Below are 18,211 nucleotides of genomic sequence, written 5' to 3' on the forward strand. Positions count from 1 at the left end.
CAATTAAACCAATATACCACTACGCATTATGGTGTTTGACGAATGAAGAAAAATTAAAATCGCTCAATCCCTTGATTAGTAAGCTTTTTTATTCACTATTGCCTTTTGCCTTTTGCCTTTTGCCTTTTGCCTGGCGCGTAGCGCTATACCTGCCACCATCTGTGTGATCTAAATCCGCACTTCTCGCTAACCTTGTTAATTACCAACAGAGGTTAAGATTTTGATAACTAATTTTGAGGAGTAAACGGTGTTCAGGAGTAGCGATAGTAGTTCCAATTGGCAGTGCTCTTTGTCCAAGCAACTAACCCCCTTGATCAGAGATTTAACCAAAGTCAAATCTAATCCTATCGATCTCAAGACTATTGTCGTTAGTACCTTGATCGGGCTTTTGCTCAATTCTCTACCATGGTTACCAGCGGCTAGAGCTGAAACGGTGCAACTGGGAGTAGTTAAGAGTCGGGATAATCAAGGGCATTGGTCTAGCATTAGCAAACGGTTACATTCAATTGGGGTTAACTACTGTATTGTTGACTTGACTGAAGTTAAGAAAGCCTCTGACTTCGATAACACTAACTTGCTATTTTTGCCCAATGTCGAGTTCCTCCACCCCAAACAATTCCAAGCGTTACAGGAGTGGATTGCAGAAGGAGGAAAAGTTATTGTCAGTGGTCCGACTGGGTTACTTTCCAAACCTGACATCCGCAAAGAATTGCGTGAGCTTTTGGGTGCCTATTGGGGGTTTGCGATGACCCAACCCTCTATCCTTCATCCTTCCCCAGACAGTAACCAAACATGGGTGCAGGATACTGGAATTACAGGTATCATTCAGGGCGGCACTCTTATTCCTACTGATCTTAATTCCACTACTGCTGCGGTCTGGAGTCAGGTTGACAAGCCCCCTGCTGTAGTAACCTCTAACAATGCTACGTTTTTTGGTTGGCGCTGGGGTATCGATCGGGTAGCTCCGGCGGAGGTCGATAGTGCTTGGTTACGAGCGGCTCTTGGTCGCTATGATGTCCAAGTCACTGATGCCCAGCTCACTGATGTCCAACTCACCACTAATTCATCTACATCGTCTGAATCCTCTGATCACTCTCCACAACATTGTCGGGATATCGACACCACTATTGCCCAGAAACAGGTGGAAACAGAAGATGCAGAGTCTGGCAATAACACAGATGCTTCAGCCAAGCCTACTAATTCCCGATTAGCTCCGTCACCCAAGCCAGCAAAAGCCCCACCACCACGATATAGAAGACGAATTCGAACCCTAAAGCAAGCTACTGCGATGGAGCGGGAGTTGGAAAATCTGATTGGTCGGTTTGAAAGTGCTTTGCTAAGAGCCGATGCAGCTAACAGTAATCTGAATTTATCTACAGGCACTGCTATTGAACAATTTGTCACTGCTGGTACTAAGCAAGTGTCGGAAACTTCCGAGGAAACCTCTGAGGGTAAAACGGATGAAACTGATTCAGCTACTGACTCAGCTATTGAGGCATTGAATCAGGCCAGAGTGGGTTTGGAAAATTTCCGTCGAGCAGTGGCTCGCAGGGAGTATCAAAAGGCAACTCAGCTGTGGATGACAGCACGAAATACCCTGTGGGAAAACTACCCAATTGATCGTAAACTAGCCCAGTCAGAGATTCGAGCCATTTGGCTAGACCGGGGTACTATTGTTAAAGCGAAGTCTGAAAAAGATTTAGCTAAGATTTTTGACAAATTGGCTACAGCTGGTTTTCACACCATCTTTTTTGAAACCGTTAACGCTAGTTATACGATTTACCCGAGTGCGATCGCACCAGAGCAAAATCCCTTGGTTGAGGGATGGGATCCCCTAAAAGCAGCAGTCAAGTTAGCCCATGAACGAGGGATGGAATTGCACGCTTGGGTTTGGATATTTGCTGCAGCTAACCAGCGGCACAATGCGGTTTTGGATCAACCAGCAGACTATCTCGGACCAGTGTTATCCAAGAATCCAGACTGGGCAATCTTGGATAACGAAAAACGTGTGTTTCACAAGAGAACTAGAAAGGCATTTCTTGACCCCGCTAATCCGGAAGTGCGGGATTATCTAACCAAGCTATTGGAAGAAATAGCCAGCAACTATGAAGTAGATGGAATTCAGCTCGACTATATTCGCTATCCGTTTCAAGACCCCAAAGCTGGGCATACCTTTGGCTATGGTAAGGCAGCCCGTGAACAGTTCCAGGCATTGACCGGTGTTGACCCCATTGAGATTGACCCAAAGGATCAGAACTTATGGCGACAGTGGACAGATTTTCGCATACAGCAAATCGACACTTTAGTCAAGTCAGTGTCACAAATGCTGCGCCAGAAACGTTCCGACTTGATTATCTCTGCTGCTGTGTTTCCCATGCCTAGGGAAGACCGATTGCAAAAAATCCAACAAAACTGGGAAGATTGGGCGTCTCGGGGTGAGATTGACCTGATGGTACCGATGACTTATGCGTTGGAAACGGAAGAGTTACAGAAATTAGCCCAGCCATGGTTAACCAAATCCTCCATCAGCTCAGCCTTAGTTTTGCCAGGAATTCGCCTATTGAATTTGCCCGATATTGTAGCTGTTGACCAAATTCAACTGCTGCGAGATTTACCAGCTCCTGGCTATGCCCTATTTGCAGTAGAAAATCTCAATGATAATCTCAGAGGTATTTTAAGTCGCACTCAAGGACAAGAAGAGCCTACCACTGAAGTACAAGTACCTTACCGTCAACCGTTCCTAGCTGCAGCAGAACGTTATCAGGCTCTGCAACAGGAATGGAGTTTTATGTTGGCAAATAATCAAATAGTAATTGGGGAACCAGACCTTTCAGACTGGGGACAACAAGCCGATACCCTCTCCCTGTTGCTGAATCGACTAGCGGACAAACCATCCATGATGAGCTTGTTATCAGCACAATTGTCCATGTCATCCTTCCGTAATCGCTTTCAAACGTGGATGTTTGGACAATCCGTTGAGCAACCGTATCAAGTTCAGGTATGGGACAACCGTCTGGAAGCGATCCAACGATTATTGCGCTATGGTGAGCGGACGCTCCAAAATCGACCATTAGCTAGTGGCAGGGAAACTGCCACCAATGAAGTGGACATCACTGAAGGTCTCGATCCATAGACGAGCACCACAAGACAATGGTTTATCCGGGTTATAAACAATGCGGCACGGGCCAAGGATTTCTACCTGGTTGCCGTATATATTGTTGCCGCTGCGTTTTACGGAAATCACTGGCTTCCGTTCTTCGGGACTTTTGTGGATATTCGAGCCAATGTGATTGCGGTTGACATTTATCTTAGCTATAGCCGGAGGACGATTAGTGCGCCATTTGCCTTTTGGTCCTCTAGAGCCTTTAGTTATTTGGGGCAGATTGTTAAACAAGGGAATAATCCAGAATTTCCCACTTTTATAAGCACCCCTAACTCGCCCAGACTCTAGAAGTTGGCGCAATCGCCGAGAAGAAATACCTAATAGAGATGCTGCTTCGGTAGTACAAACACACTTGTTCATTTGTCTTTTTCCTTAACTATTCCGATAATACTATTATATAGGCAAAATGAATCATTGACAACTTCTAGTTAAAAAAACTCTTCCGAAGCAACTATTAAGTTTAATAGCCTCAGTTTGGTGTCAGAAATTGGCGTTTTTTTTGAGGAGAGAGGAGAACTGACTCGAAGGTTTTAATGATTGGATAAAGTTGGTGATTTAGACTTAAGCTTGAAATAGCGATCGCATTCAATTTGTGCTTTTTTGTCCTAGTCAAATGACTATAGTTAAGTAGGAACAATATCAAAAATTTGGCGGTGAGACATCCTGTCAGCAGTAGAGTAAGCTGGTTGTATCGTCAGGGTATAGCCTGGGCTGCTTCAAGCCCATACACACGACCCTCCTTTTTTAAGGGGGTTAGGGTACAGTGTTATAAATGTTACTAACGTAAAGATATATTTAAATGAGTAAAGCTTTTGCTGCTTGGTTTAGCTGGGTTATGCCTGTGGCAGCAACGTTGTTGGCAACGAGCGTAACTGCACCGGTAGCCAGAGCACAAAACCTGTACAATCCGCAGCCAATTTCTCATAGCAAAGAAATTGTTGACACCCTGACTCAGAAAGATATTCCGATCGGGGACGGTGGCTTTGCCCGAGACTATGTAGTAACTCTTGATGCGGGAGACCAAGTTGCCATCGACCTTCACTCAGACAACTTTGACACGATGATCTCTGTGATAGCTTCTGACGGTTCTATGGTAGCGGAAAATGATGATGGACCCGATGGCAGTACTAACTCATTATTATTTGCTCGCATAACTGAAACAGATGAGTACATTATCAGGGTGCGTGCCTTTGGCTCAACGGGCGGTGGCACGTTCAGATTAAAGATAACCCGACTTAAACCAATTTAGGGGGTTAGTGGTTGAGTCGGTCAGTGGTCAAGTAAGCAACAGGTCGTCTTTGGCAAAGCAATGAATGAAATAATTAGTGGAGGATGAGGGTCAGTAAGCAAAGAAACAAGGCTTCTGTCCATTCCACCACTGCTCCGTAAGTGTCTCCAGTATGTCCCCCTAGCTGGCGGTGAAACCAGCCGCCAGTCAGTAGAGCGATCGCACATCCTCCAATGGCCATGGTTAAGGATAACCAAGTATTTGTCGGATCTAGCAACACTGGCACTAGAGATAAACTTAAGACAACGAATAATCCCAAGAGAATATCTTGGGGAATACGTATCCATGGTTTGTGAAATGCCCCTTTACCGGTGGGTTTGAGATAGGGATAAAATGCGATCGCTACTACTTGTCCCCAGCGTCCCCAAGCAGCTGCTCCCATCAAAGCTGCCCACTGATAAGCCCCGATATCAGTTAGGGCAGCAGTTTTTAGCAAAAATAGAGTACAAGCTGCCATTGCCCCAAAGGCTCCTGTAGCACTATCTGCCATCACATCTAAACGGCGCTGGGGATCTGGAACTGCTAAACCATCAGCTGCGTCTATCACCCCATCTAAGTGTAATCCTCCAGTCAGGGCAACCCAGCTGACCACAACTACAGCAGAGCGAGTGAGTGCTGGCATCCCTAACTGTTGCAATAAGATGTCTAATATTACAAGTATCCCCCCAATCAGCAATCCGATCATCGGTGCCCAACGGGCAATGCCCCGAAACTCCATTCCCCAGCTAGCTGGTAGGGGGATAATAGTATAAAAAGTTACAGCACTACTCAAAGAACGGAAAAGTTGACGTCCCCATTGCCTAAATTGTTGTCCAGTGAAATACTTCATAACCGTCTACGTAGCAGGAAACCCCGCGTCTAAAGACCGGGGAGGAATGCTCGCCTTGTGGCTAAAGCCACCTAGGAACTCAACCGTGGTGAGGGTCGTTGATGTACCTTTGAATGGTTTCAGCGCTAACCTTACCGGCTGTAGAAAAAAAGTAGCTATTTGTCCAAAGAGATGGAAGTTTTTTGAGTACAGGAAACTCATTTCTTAAATAGTTGGCACTTCTGCCCTTAAAAGCTCTGACTACTTGGTATATAGCATCTGTAGGGTAAATTTATACAAATAAATTTACATGATATGGAGCTACTTCAAGAGCTTTGATGTTCCAGTTCTTTTCTAGAGCTATTTCCGCAAATATCTCGTAAATTCTGTCGCTGATCTCTCCAACCAAGACTTTTTTTATCCTTTTCGGTATCCACACCAAATGTACTACACATAACCCGACCGCGTGGTTGTAGTGCCTGTACTCAAAAGGTTTTTTTATCAATTTATTTTATCTGTTGACTGTCGATTTTAATGTAGCTTATAATAGAGGCAATGACAATAAGCCAGCAGAGGTCGATAATGGCTAATACCAAGAATAAAATGGGTGTACAGCAGATATTACTGGACCCCGACAAGGAAACGAAGGCTATACTGACTTACTTGTGTGAACAGTCCGGCAAGCTCTACAACATGGCAGTTTACTTTGCTCGCCAAACCTTTTTTAAAACCGGAAAAATATTAACTGGAAAGTTTGACTTGATCTACGAGGAAAGCGTAGGTAAGACACAGATTGCCAAGTCACTTCCCTCTACTCCTGCTCAACAAACATTACTAAGTGTGACAGAGGCTTTTAAGTCTTACAAAAAGCTCAAAGAATCATGGTTTAAGGGGAAGCTAGAAGACAAGCCTAGACCTCCTAAGTATTTAAAAGGCTCTAAGCTGTTTAAAGTCGCTTATCCTAATTCTGGCGGACAAAAACCCAAAAGAATCAACAACCAAGTTCATTTTTCTTTAGGGCTAACCGTGAGACGTTGGTTTGGAGTCAAGAGCTTCTTTCTTACCTTCCCTAGTAATCTAGAAGGCATAAAAATAAAGGAATGGACTATTCTCCCAAAAAATGGAGCATTCTATCTGGAAGTCTCCTATGAAATACCAGCTCAAGAGCCTTTATCCAGTGAAGAGAATGAAGCACTGAGCATAGACTTGGGAACTTCTGATAACTTAGCTGCATGTATTGATACCTTGGGTAATTCCTTCTTGATTGATTCCAGAGCTATGAAAGCTTTCAATCAGTATTGGAATAAACAAGTGTCAACCAGAAAAGAGGGCAAGCCTCAAAAGTACTGGGATAGCTGGCTTGATCGGGTGACTCGCCAGCGTAACCACCGCATAAGAGACGGTATAAACAAAGCGGCTCAGATAATAATAAAACACTGTCTCAGGAATGGTATTAAGACTATTGTCCTAGGGTGGAACCAGGGATTTAAGAAAAATGCCAATATGGGGCGACTAAATAATCAAGAGTTCGTTCAAATACCCCTTGGTAAATTAAAAGATAGACTATCTCAACTGTGCGATCTGCACAACATCAGGCTAGAGATAACCGAAGAAGCCTATACAAGCAAGGCTAGCTTCCTTGATGGAGACTCCCTGCCAAAGTTTGGAAAAAAGCCAGACGGGTGGAAAGCATCAGGGAAACGAGTTAAGCGTGGTCTTTACCGTACCGGCGATAGATCTCTTGTGAATGCAGACCTCAATGGTAGCGCAAACATTATGCGCAAAGTAGCCAGAAAGCTAGGAATCAACCTAGGCCGACTGAGTAGACGGCATTTGACGACCGTAGCGAGGGTTAGATTGTGGCAGCTACCCAATTCTACCCTGTCAGCAGAATCCCCGCGTATAATGACCGGGGAGTGTCAAGGGTAACTGCTGTTACAGAAATTTATTGAATTTTCCTTTGAGCACCATCGAAAGATTGAGATAGTATTGTGTCATAAGCTGTTGTTATAAGCAGCAAGTTACCTCACCCTATGGCTTAGGTCTCAACAGCAACGGGCTGCTAATATAGTTAGTTCGTGCCGACCAAAACGGCTCAATCAACATTCCTTGGTAGAAGCGATGCAGCGCCACTAAAGGGGAGCCAGTGCCGACCTGCGGGGGTCTCCCCCATGAGCAACTGCCTTGGTTTCCACGGGACTTATAAGGTGCTCCCATGTGAGCCACACAGTTCCTCCCCATAGCGCGACTGCATCAAGAAAAAGTAGTTAGCAATGGGTTGATCCTATTTAGGCGCTCAAGCTGTTGGTGTTCACTCAATAAGGGTAAAACCTTAAAAAGGAGTAATCTAGTTGTCTAGATTTGACTAGTTGACTATGAACTATTTAAAGATAAACACCTAACAGAGATTATCCCCTGGATCTATTGGAATTATCTGTTGGTCCTTACTAGGCAAGCAAAGACGCTTACACGCTTATACCCTTACACGCTTATACCCTTGTATTAACCATTAAGCATGCTTAGATTAGGTATTAAGTACGATAACCATTAACCCAACACCTAACACCTAACCCAAAACCCAAAACCTAACACTATTAACCTTTATTGTTGGTTTTAACCCGTTGCCGTAGCTGTGTTCTCATCAATTGGTTTCACCTTTAGGGTTGCCTCGCCAATCAATTAAATTAACCAGTTGCATGTCAATATCAGCCCTGAAAAGCATTATAGGCTTTTATCCATGAGTCACCACCAATCTCGACACCAACTCCCAGCTCCTTGCATCATTGAAACTGGCATTATCATCAACAAGCGAGATATGAAACGCTTGCTTGGTGATTTAGGTTGCGTCCGTTACATCCACACTCTAGATGGTCAGCTAAAGAACCAGGGGGAAGGGTTAGTTCAGGAAGTATTTGCTGATCCCCATTGCTCCACCCTGATTGCCAATCGGACACTTTACATCAATGTCCATAGTTTTGACTATTTACAACTGAGTCAGTCTCCAGAGCAAGAAGCATACTTTGACCTAATTCACGAAAATCGTCAGTTGCGACTGATTCCCCTGTTGAATCCTTTACAACAAGAGTGTGTTGAGCAACTTCAGGCGGAAGCCCTTGAAGCTATGGTCACACAGGTTCTAAGCGCAAAATGGGATGTGCAAATTGATGATGATGGAGATTGTCCTTTTTAGGTTAGAAGGTTAGAAGGTTAGAAGGTTACAGGTTACAAGTTACAGATTGATTAATCAAATTCCAGGGTACTAAGTATTGGCTTGCTCCAAGTTGGATGCATCGAATACACAATATCGAAGACGCAAGAGCTTGACCTGGGTTAACTGAATTAGACGCTATCGTCTAGTTAACGATATTTCAAGACCTAGATCAACTTGAATCAACAGAAAAATAATTTTTCATTTCAATGTCAGGCTTCCTGTAGCCACACTAAAGCAAGAGCTGGGGTGTTTGTGACCCCCCATGGTGTGGTGGAAACTCCCAGGTTTATGCCAGTAGGCACCCTAGCAACGGTAAAAACTCTAACACCAGCCCAGTTAGAGGTAGCTGGGGCCCAAATGGTTTTGGCTAATACCTATCATCTCCATCTGCAACCAGGAGAAGCCATCATTAAAAAAGCCGGTGGGCTGCATCGATTTATGGGTTGGAACGGACCAATCTTGACTGATTCTGGTGGCTTTCAGGTGTTTAGCTTGAGTCAGCTCCGTACTATTACTGAAGAGGGGGTGAGGTTTAAATCTCCTCGGGATGGGCGGATGATTGATATAACCCCAGAACGGTGTATGGAAATTCAGCATGCCTTGGGAGCAGATGTGATCATGGCATTTGATGAGTGTCCCCCCTATCCAGCTGAGCGAACTGAGGTAGAATTAGCAACTCAACGAACCTATCGCTGGCTCAAACGCTGTATTGTTGCCCACAATCGCCCCGATGAACAAGCTCTGTTTGGTATAGTTCAGGGTGGGGTGTACCTAGATTTGCGTGTCTTGGCTGCCGAATCATTGGTCGGGTTGGATTTACCAGGTTATGCCATTGGTGGTGTCAGTGTGGGGGAACCAGCTGAATTGATTCACCAAATTGTCGAGACAACCGCTCCATTACTGCCATGGCATAAGCCTCGTTATCTGATGGGGGTCGGTACCTACAGGGAAATGGTTTTAGCGATCGCATCTGGCATAGACTTGTTTGACTGCGTTATTCCCACTCGCCTGGGACGTCATGGTAGCGCTTTAGTGCAGGGGGAACGCTGGAACTTGAAAAATGCCCGGTTTCGGGAAGATTTTTCCCCCTTAGATGCCACTTGTCCTTGCTATTGCTGTCAGAATTTCAGTCGTGCTTATCTGAACCATTTAGTGCGATCGCGTGAATCTCTAGGCTATATGTTACTCTCTCACCACAATGTGACTGAGCTAATTCGGTTTACTCAAGCGATCAGGGCAGCCATCTTAAGTGATCAATTCACTACACAATTTGCTCGTTGGCTGTTCACTTCATGTTAAGATACATGTCAATTATTAAATCTGTGTTGAAAAGGAAGATTTAAGATATGGAAGCTGCACTCGTGTTAGGAACATTACCCGAAGCTTACTCTATTTTTGGTCCAGTGGTGGACGTTCTACCAGTCATCCCTGTGTTCTTCTTGCTGCTAGCCTTTGTCTGGCAAGCCGCCGTGGGTTTCCGGTAAACTTCTCCCGCGCTAGAAAACCTGTTTGGCTCTAGGGGTTGGTTTTATCGATAAATATCAACAAATTTAGACATATCTACCAAAAATCTCGCTAGTTGTGTCAGAAGGTGAGTAAGCTCAATACCTGACCAACGTTTGTCTGTGAGAAAGACTACGTAATCAATAAGCCCTACGATTCATCCCACCTATGAACCACTTAGGTCATGGTGGGATGATCAGTTGGCAGGGTTGATGATAGTGTAGATTAGTAGTGCGCCTGTAGGAAATATCAACCAGGGATTGAACCGAATAGTGTGGATAAAGCAATCAAAAACAGGAACGTTCGTAGTAGGGTATCCTGTGAGTAGTAAAGCTTGCCGATATCTGGGATACATACTATCCACTGATTGTTAAGCTAAAATACAGAAAGCTGTTTGTATAAGCTAAGTGCCAGTTTTTGCTCTCAAAACTATCAACGTGGAATTAGCCAATATATGAATCAGGTGGGCATCAATAATAATTGGCATGTATAGTGGTTGACCACGGCGAAGTTGAAGAAAAATTTCAGATAATCCGATTGATAGCTTGACAGAATAAGCACGACTTGCTTCCAAGCCCAGGAAAAAGCAAAATGGTAGTGTAAGCAACAAGGCTTCCATTGCTTTTCCTAAATCGATCGGGAAAATACTAAGAGCAACCTTTCCAACTTAGGTCAGGGCATTGAATCAAGGAATGAGTCACTACTCTACAGGGTGATCGAACCGTTGATCGTATTATTTATAGAATTATCAAGGGTGAACATCAAGGGTGATAGTTTCTAGTGATAAATATTATATATGAGTGCTCAGCTGGTAAAAGTGGCGACAGAAGAGTCACCAAACAAATCAAAACTTAGCCCCCAAGAGGAAAATCCCTCCCCCCCGCCACCAAAACCGGCGAAAACTTGGTCGCGGCTGAAACGCTTGGGAAAATATGTTGGGATAAACCCAGCATTGGTAGCGAGTTTGGCCGTAACTGGTTTAATGCTAGGGTCTAAGCACCTAGGAATGTTACAGTTTTTTGAGTTAAAGGCTTTCGACCGGATGATAGAGCTGCGACCAGCTTTACCTCCCGATGACCGCATCTTAGTAGTAGAGGTGACTGAGCCAGATTTAAAAGGCACAACAGCTCCAGGAGGGTCTTCAATCAAAGATGCTGTAATGTATGAGGTATTACAGAAGCTGGAGCAACATAAACCCGCCGTTATTGGTGTGGATATCTTTCGAGACAGTCCGGTAGGACCGGGTAATGCTGAATTTAATGAACTACTGCAAAGTAGCGATCGCATAATCCCAATTTGCTATCGGGGTCAATCAGAAGCATCCAGTGTTCCAGCCCCCCCAAAGATTTCTCAGCATCGTGTCGGCTTTGTTAATCTACTTGAAGACCCCGATGGAATCGTCCGGCGGGCTCCATTATATTTTGAGAATACCAGCATCCCAGGTTGCAGCACCAGATTAGCATTTGGCTTTCAGTTAGCGCGAAGCTATTTGGAACAGCGGGGAATCGAGCCCGAAAACATCTCCCCAAAACAGATGAAGCTAGGAAAAACAGTCTATAACAAGATATCTCCTACTGCTGGAGGTTACCAAAAGGGAGATACGGGAGGCTACCAAATTTTATTGAATTACCGCTCTGCTGATCACCTTGCCGATACCGTTACCTTAAGTAAGGTTCTCAATGAGGAGATTGAACCGGACTTGGTCAAAGACCGGATTGTCCTAATCGGTATGAATGCTCCTAGTATTAAAAATGATGACTTCTTAACACCCTACAGTTTTGCTCAAAAAGAAAGCAAGCATATGCAAGGAGTCATGATACATGGTCAAATCGTGAGTCAACTGCTCAGTGGCGCACTTGGAGAGAGAAGAGGACAGTTTTGGTTTTGGTCTGAGTGGACAGAAGGCTTGTGGATTTGGGGTTGGACACTAATCGGGGGCCTGTTAGTTGGGGTAAGCCGCAACACTCGACAGTTAGTAATGTCTGAGAGTATTGCTTTAGGTATTTTGCTAGGAACATCCTACCTGCTATTTCTCAACTCAGGATGGATACCTGTCGTGGCACCTGCGTTGGCATTAATCCTTTCGGGTACTGGTGTAATGACTTACACCGGTTACAAAGCTAAACAGGAGAGCATAAAAGCAGAGCAAGAGCGCCGCAAAATTGAAGCAAAAGCTCAAGAACAGGAACAGAACTTAGCCCTGTTACAGGCGTTGTTGAAGGAAAAAAACGAAACCACCTCCAGCGCTAACACCAAAACTATACCGATACCACAAACCGATTTATCTCAAGAAGATGCCACAGCAATTTGGAACCCAACAGCAGGTGCAGACTCTGATGGCACATCGGTAGAGTACCGACCCCAAAATAACCTCCTAGCTGGACGCTACCAAACCAAGCGTGTTCTCGGTTCGGGTGGGTTTGGTCTAGTCCATCTAGCAGAAGATACTCAGCGACCTGGTTCACCCCAGTGTGTGGTCAAGCAATTGAAACCGGCTCGTAGCGATCCGCAATTCTTGAAAATTGCCAGACGCCTATTCAGCACTGAAGCAGACATATTAGAAATTTTGGGTAATCATTTAAAGATTCCTCGACTACTAGCTTATTTTGAAGAAGATCAAGTATTTTACTTAGTGGAAGAATATATTCCCGGTCAGTCCCTTAGTGACGAATTACCAGTAGATAAACGGCTTGGAGTGAAGAAAGTCGCAGATATACTGAAAGATATTTTAGAAATTCTCGTCTTTATCCACAAATACGGCGTCATCCACCGGGATATCAAACCTGGCAATATTATCCGTCGTCAAACTGATGGTCAACTGGTACTAATTGACTTCGGAGCAGTTAAACAGATTAAAAGCCCAGAGCAAAGTCAGGAAAAAAATGATACGGTTGCCATTGGCTCTCGTGGTTATGCCCCACCAGAGCAATTAGCGGGACACCCCAGTTTCAATAGTGATATTTATGCTTTAGGTATGATTGGGATTCAAGGATTAACTGGAATTCGTCCCTATCATTTGCCCATTTCCCCAGAAACTGGTGAAGTGATCTGGCGCAACCTGGCAGATGTACCTGAAGAATTTGCCCAAATTATAGAAAAGATGGTAAGCTATCATTTCGCTGATAGATACCAGTCAGCTGAGGTAATCCTGCAAGATTTGTCCAAAGTGATTGGTGGTTAAAGGTATGGAGGAAAAAGGGAATAGGGAAGACAATGGAAACAATACCTTCAACTATGACTACACCTATTACTGATAATATCCAGCAGATTCGTCAACAGTTAAAACCTAATGTCCGTTTAATTGCAGTTAGCAAAACCGTATCTGTAGACAAAATGCGGGAAGCCTATAATGCGGGAATTCGGGATTTTGGAGAAAATCGCTTGCAAGAGGCTTGTGCTAAGCAGGAACAGTTACAAGATTTAGAAGATATTTCCTGGCATTTTATCGGTCACTTACAAAAGAATAAAACAAAACTTGCTGTTCAAAAAATGGACTGGATCCATTCCGTTGATGATTTAAAATTAGCCCAGAGTTTAAATCGGCGAGCTAATGAGTTAGATAAACGACTTAAGGTTTGTTTACAAATCAAGATATTGCCCGATCCTAATAAATATGGTTGGTCTGTTGAGCAGTTATTAGAAACATTACCAGAATTGGAAGCTTGCGATTCCTTAGATATTCAAGGGTTAATGACAATTCTTCCCTTGGGGTTATCGGAAGTTGAAATTTTTGATGCATTTGTAGCAGTTGCTAAATTCAAGGAACAGCTTAATCAAACAACTCAGTTAAACTTAAAAGAAGTGTCAATGGGAATGTCGGGAGATTATTTGCAGGCTATTCAAGCAGGGGCAACGATGATTCGCCTAGGGAGCAAAATTTTCGGAAAACGTCAATAGTTATTGAGCATTTTTAACGGTATTTTGCGGTGCGACCCAGGTCGGGTTTCCCGACAAGCGTCAACGGGCACCAATAAATCGGTCAAATTGGCTAAATACTGCCAAATTGGCTAGCCTTACCATACCTAACACCAGACAATAAAGGAGGTCGGAGTTGGATAGGAATAGGTGCTCGAAGAAATGTTTAACTTGAAAGTGGACTTGGAAACAAATACTACAAATACTAGTGTAATTCTCATAGGTGGCAGTGGCAACGATACTCTCAACGGTGGCTCACAGAATGATACCCTCAAAGGTAGAGCTGGGGATGATATTCTCAATGGTCGAGGAGGTAATGACCGTCTTGAAGGGGAGGAGGATTCGGATACTCTCGATGGTGGAGAGGGTAATGATACCCTGATTGGTGGCTCAGGGAATGATGTCCTTACTGGTGGACCCGGTCCTAGCTTTGGATTGAATTTGTTTGAGGTTAAACAGACATCTGATCATGATTTCCTCGATGGTGGAACAGGAAATGACACTCTCAACGGAGCAGATGGGAATGATGTCCTAAAAGGCGGAGCTGGTGATGATTCCCTTTTAGGTGATGTTCGTAGGCGTTTGACTGGAATTCCCATAAACTATAATCCAGGTAGTGACATCCTTGATGGTGGAGACGGCAATGACATCCTCGAAGGTGGTGGTAGCAGTGATACTCTCATTGGTGGCACTGGCAATGATACCCTAATTGGTGATGGTGATGATCAAAATGTCTTTGGTGGCGGGAATGATTATCTAATTGGTGGGAATGGTGATGATTCTCTAGTAGGTGGCAACGGTAGCGATACCCTGACTGGTGGTCATGGAGCTGATATCTTTCAGTTCACATTTAGAAATCGTCCATTACCCATCTTTCCCCCTTCAATCCCTTCATCACAACCGCTACAACCTTCAACGGGAATCAACATAACTGATAGTTCCCTATTGTCGAGGAACTCTGACTCGGAAGTTCCACGACCGGAAAGCGGAATTGACAGGATTACCGATTTCAATGTCCAACAGGGAGACAGGATTGAAATTGTTAGTTTTGGGGAACTTGATATTGATCAAATCTCCTACAATAAAACTACAGGTGCTCTGTCCTTTGAAGAGCGACAATTTGCTCAACTACAAGCAGGTCTTGATTTCAGTCCAGAGCAGCATATTGATTTACCTAATGTCGGCAGAAGGCTCACACCATAATCTACGGGCTTTGCCCGACGCGGGGCGCGTTCGATTTGGTGTGAGATGAATGACGACGCCAGGGTTTATTGCTAGAATAAATTAAATAGGCAGCAATGGATTGACCATGTTGATCTACGAGATGAAACTGGAAGGAACTAAACAACAGTACGGGCGGCTTGATGAAGCTATTCGTACTGGGCGTTTCATTCGTAACAGTATCATCAGAGCGTGGATTAACAGGGAAGTAAACAGCCGCAACGAAGCCTACAAATATTGTAAGGTTTTAGCAGATAATCCAGAGTTCCCTTGGGCAAAGCAGTTAAACTCGCAAGCAAGACAAGCCCACGCCGAAAGAGCATGGGCGGCCATCGAGCGCTTCTTTTTAAACTGCAAGGCAAAAATTAAAGGAAAAAAGGGGTATCCAAAGTTTAAAAAGTATCAGGTAAGGGCGTCAGTGGAGTACAAAACTTCCGGCTGGAAACTATCCAATGACCGTAAGTACTTAACCTTTTCAGACAAGTTCCAAGCGGGAACATTTAGGCTGTGGGGTAGCCGTGACCTTCACTACTATCAACTGAAACAGATTAAACGAGTACGAGTAGTTCGGCGACATGATGGCTACTATGTCCAATTCCTAATCAACCACTCAAGGAAAGAGACGAAAAAACTATGTAACAAACAAATTGGAATAGATGTTGGTTTAAACCATTTCTACACAGATTCTTTTGGCAATAAAGTTGATAACCCAAGGTTTTTAAGAAAAGGTGAACGACGTATCAAGAAACTCCAACGACGTTTATCTCGAACCGAAAAAGGCAGTAGTAACCGTACTAAAGCTAGGAATCGATTGGGAAGAGCGCATCTTAAGGTTTCCCGCAGACGTAACGATTGGGTATGTAAGTTAGCCCAGCGCGTCATACAGTCCAACGACTTGGTAGCGATTGAAAACCTCAAAGTTCGTAATATGGTGAAAAACCACTGTTTAGCTAAATCAATTAATGATGCAGCTTGGTACAAATTCCGAGAATGGCTAGAGTATTTTGGGAGCATTTATGGAGTGAAAGTGATTGCTGTTGACCCAAAATATACTTCTCAAAACTGCTCTAGTTGTGGTGAGAAAGTGGTCAAAACATTAAGCACCAGGACTCACAATTGTCCTCATTGCAGTTATATAGGTGACCGAGATGAGAACGCTGCAATCAATATCCTGTCTGCTGCATTGGAGCAATTAAAAACTACCCTGGGGCACAGGGAAAGTCACGCCTCTGGAGAGAATCCTCTCTGCCTAGCAGTGGAAACACCGCTAAGTAAGGGAACTCGTCGAAAGAGGAAACCCTCATAGCGATATGGGAATCCCCCGCTATACCCGTAGGGTTAGCGGCGGGAGGATGTCAAAAGTCTTCCCTCCTCGTTCCTTTGTTCCCCCTCCTCCTAGTGCGTTTTAGGCCAATTTAGTAATTGGTAATTGATAATTGGTAATTAGATTAGGATTACCAATTACTAAAATTTTGATTGAATTTTGCCGAGGTCACTAGTTGTTAAGGTTTGGGATTCAAGCTAATTTGATATTATGCCCTATTCCCTATTAATAATAATTTTATTTGGACAAGGAAGACCTTTCTCAAAGTTGCTAATATTAGAGAGTGTAGTTTCAGCAATGTTATGGAGGGCATCTTCAGTTAAAAAAGCTTGATGAGCAGTAATGATTACATTAGGAAATGTTAGTAAACGTTGAAAAATATCATCTTGAATGACTTCATTGGACAAATCCTCAAAAAACAAGTCAGATTCTCCCTCATAGACATCCAGAGCGATATAGCCAATTTTCTTGGACTTCAGGGCACCAATAATGGCTTTGGTATCAATCAATCCCCCTCGACTAGTATTAATTAGCATCACACCTGGTTTCATCTGCTCTAGAGCTTCGGAATTAATCAGATGATAGTTTTCAGTAGTTAAGGGACAATGTAGGGTGACAATATCAGAGATAGCAAAGAGTTCAGCTAGCTCTACATACTTGACTCCTAAAGCTTGACACTCCGGGTTTGGATAGGGATCATATGCAACTAATTGACACCCCATACCAGTGAGAATTTGGGCTACGATAACACCAATTTTACCAGTTCCCACGATGCCTACAGTTCGACCATGCATATCGAATCCCAAGAGTCCATCTAGGGAAAAATTTCCTTCTCGTACTCGAGAATAAGCACGATGTATCTTGCGATTCAGGGCTAGCATTAAGCCAATGGTATGTTCAGCGATCGCATAGGGGGAGTAAGCCGGAACACGCACTACTGTCATGTCCAATTCTGTCGCTTTTGTGACATCCACATTATTAAAACCAGCACAGCGTAGAGCAATCAGACGAGTTCCCTGTTCCGCCAGCTTTTCCAACACTTGTCCGTTGAGGGAATCATTAACAAAAACGCATACTGCTGGACATCCTGATGCCAAAATAGTCGTTTGAGTATCGAGGTGCGGTTCAAAAAAAGTTAATTCATGACCATATTGGGAATTAACAGCTTCCAGAAACTGTCGGTCGTAGACTTTGGTACTAAAGACAGCGACTTTCATAGATGTAATGCCAAAACCAGCTTAATTAAATTGTAGATAAAAATTTAAAGACTAGGTTTAAAGAAAAGGTTAATTCTCTGGTAAGCATTTAACAGTCAGCTATCAGGGGTCATGTAAATGCTTACCTTCTCTTTTATTTCTTTGAAGGAAGTTTAACACAGAGCAGTGGTAGAGATTGATACCAATTACCACAGTCTTAAATTAAGTTAAAGGATTAACAAATAATGAGTAGAGTGAGCTATAAACAATAGCTTGGATGCCTAGCAAAAATCATTGAGTCACATCTGGTTGCTTTGCAATCCGTTCATGATAGTTTTGATGCTCCCAGCTGTCAACAACACAGGAAGAATTAATCTTACCGATTGGATGACATTGTTTTGATGCAGAAAGCGAATGGGAGTTTCTCCAAGACCGTAATGGTGCGTTTTCCGTGATGGCGAGCAATGCCTTGACCGTAGGTCACGCGGGGCGCGTTCGCCATCACGGGTCGCACCTCTGCATCGCTGGATGAGGATTATTAATTATCGAAAAACGTAAATTTGTAAACCTCTTAAAGGAGAT

General features: G+C 43.8%; 16 protein-coding genes and 1 pseudogene. 10 read left to right on the forward strand and 7 right to left on the reverse strand.

Annotated features, from left to right (window positions below):
- Positions 1–289: 289 nt before the first annotated feature.
- Positions 290–3,133 (forward strand): family 10 glycosylhydrolase, encoded by a 2,844-nt coding sequence (locus F6J99_RS11000; protein WP_293112959.1) that lies wholly within the window; start codon positions 290–292, stop codon positions 3,131–3,133.
- Here the strand turns inward: F6J99_RS11000 and F6J99_RS11005 are convergent.
- Complete coding sequence (locus F6J99_RS11005) at positions 3,071–3,523, reverse strand: helix-turn-helix domain-containing protein (RefSeq protein WP_293112960.1); 453 nt, start codon at positions 3,521–3,523, stop codon at positions 3,071–3,073. The two genes, F6J99_RS11000 and F6J99_RS11005, sit on opposite strands and share 63 nt — an antisense overlap.
- A 439-nt stretch (positions 3,524–3,962) precedes the next feature.
- Here F6J99_RS11005 and F6J99_RS11010 point away from each other — a divergent pair, with 439 nt between their 5' ends.
- On the forward strand, positions 3,963–4,412 hold the full coding sequence (locus F6J99_RS11010) for a PPC domain-containing protein (RefSeq protein WP_070395198.1): 450 nt from the start codon (positions 3,963–3,965) through the stop codon (positions 4,410–4,412).
- Positions 4,413–4,485: 73 nt separating this feature from the next.
- On the opposite strand, the gene cobS is transcribed toward F6J99_RS11010, so the two are convergent.
- A complete protein-coding gene (cobS, locus tag F6J99_RS11015; protein ID WP_293112961.1) occupies positions 4,486–5,280 on the reverse strand; it encodes an adenosylcobinamide-GDP ribazoletransferase in 795 nt (264 codons plus the stop codon).
- A gap of 79 nt (positions 5,281–5,359) precedes the next feature.
- Positions 5,360–5,761 (reverse strand): annotated as a pseudogene (tnpA, locus tag F6J99_RS11020) (IS200/IS605 family transposase).
- Positions 5,762–5,841: 80 nt separating this feature from the next.
- Between tnpA and F6J99_RS11025 the strand changes: the two are divergent.
- A complete protein-coding gene (locus tag F6J99_RS11025; protein WP_293112962.1) occupies positions 5,842–7,188 on the forward strand; it encodes a transposase in 1,347 nt (448 codons plus the stop codon).
- 102 nt (positions 7,189–7,290) lie between these two features.
- Here the strand turns inward: F6J99_RS11025 and F6J99_RS11030 are convergent, their stop codons facing one another.
- The gene (locus tag F6J99_RS11030; protein ID WP_293112963.1) at positions 7,291–7,500 is read right to left on the reverse strand and encodes a hypothetical protein; all 210 of its coding nucleotides are present in this window, start codon (positions 7,498–7,500) and stop codon (positions 7,291–7,293) included.
- Between the two features lie 496 nt (positions 7,501–7,996).
- Here F6J99_RS11030 and F6J99_RS11035 point away from each other — a divergent pair, with 496 nt between their 5' ends.
- From F6J99_RS11035 to F6J99_RS11045, 3 genes are all read left to right on the forward strand, one after another.
- Positions 7,997–8,449, forward strand: coding sequence for a hypothetical protein (locus F6J99_RS11035; RefSeq protein WP_293112964.1), 453 nt, complete (start codon positions 7,997–7,999; stop codon positions 8,447–8,449).
- 195 nt (positions 8,450–8,644) lie between these two features.
- Positions 8,645–9,769, forward strand: a complete 1,125-nt coding sequence (tgt, locus tag F6J99_RS11040; protein ID WP_293112965.1) for a tRNA guanosine(34) transglycosylase Tgt — start codon at positions 8,645–8,647, stop codon at positions 9,767–9,769.
- Positions 9,770–9,816: 47 nt separating this feature from the next.
- Positions 9,817–9,954 carry a photosystem II reaction center protein K gene (locus F6J99_RS11045; protein WP_070395194.1) on the forward strand — a complete coding sequence of 46 codons (138 nt, stop codon included), beginning with the start codon at positions 9,817–9,819 and terminating at the stop codon, positions 9,952–9,954.
- Between the two features lie 422 nt (positions 9,955–10,376).
- On the opposite strand, the gene F6J99_RS11050 is transcribed toward F6J99_RS11045, so the two are convergent.
- Positions 10,377–10,592: a hypothetical protein gene (locus F6J99_RS11050; protein ID WP_293112966.1), complete on the reverse strand. Its 216-nt coding sequence runs from the start codon at positions 10,590–10,592 to the stop codon at positions 10,377–10,379.
- Between the two features lie 177 nt (positions 10,593–10,769).
- Between F6J99_RS11050 and F6J99_RS11055 the strand changes: the two genes are divergently transcribed.
- From F6J99_RS11055 to F6J99_RS11070, 4 genes are all read left to right on the forward strand, one after another.
- A complete protein-coding gene (locus tag F6J99_RS11055; protein ID WP_293112967.1) occupies positions 10,770–13,154 on the forward strand; it encodes a CHASE2 domain-containing serine/threonine-protein kinase in 2,385 nt (794 codons plus the stop codon).
- A 53-nt stretch (positions 13,155–13,207) separates the two neighbouring features.
- The gene (locus F6J99_RS11060) at positions 13,208–13,870 is read left to right on the forward strand and encodes a YggS family pyridoxal phosphate-dependent enzyme (protein WP_293112968.1); all 663 of its coding nucleotides are present in this window, start codon (positions 13,208–13,210) and stop codon (positions 13,868–13,870) included.
- 180 nt (positions 13,871–14,050) lie between these two features.
- Entirely contained in the window at positions 14,051–15,091 is a 1,041-nt protein-coding gene (locus tag F6J99_RS11065) for a calcium-binding protein (protein WP_293112969.1), read from the forward strand.
- Positions 15,092–15,197: 106 nt separating this feature from the next.
- On the forward strand, positions 15,198–16,415 hold the full coding sequence (locus tag F6J99_RS11070) for a transposase (protein WP_293112970.1): 1,218 nt from the start codon (positions 15,198–15,200) through the stop codon (positions 16,413–16,415).
- A gap of 233 nt (positions 16,416–16,648) precedes the next feature.
- On the opposite strand, the gene F6J99_RS11075 is transcribed toward F6J99_RS11070, so the two are convergent.
- Together F6J99_RS11075 and F6J99_RS11080 are read right to left on the reverse strand one after the other, a co-directional pair.
- A complete protein-coding gene (locus F6J99_RS11075) occupies positions 16,649–17,650 on the reverse strand; it encodes a 2-hydroxyacid dehydrogenase (RefSeq protein ID WP_293112971.1) in 1,002 nt (333 codons plus the stop codon).
- Between the two features lie 355 nt (positions 17,651–18,005).
- A complete protein-coding gene (locus F6J99_RS11080) occupies positions 18,006–18,131 on the reverse strand; it encodes a hypothetical protein (protein ID WP_267876404.1) in 126 nt (41 codons plus the stop codon).
- Between the last annotated feature and the right edge of the window lie 80 nt (positions 18,132–18,211).

Origin of the sequence: Moorena sp. SIO4G3, from assembly GCF_010692305.1 — a bacterium.
GTDB lineage: Bacteria > Cyanobacteriota > Cyanobacteriia > Cyanobacteriales > Coleofasciculaceae > Moorena > Moorena producens_A.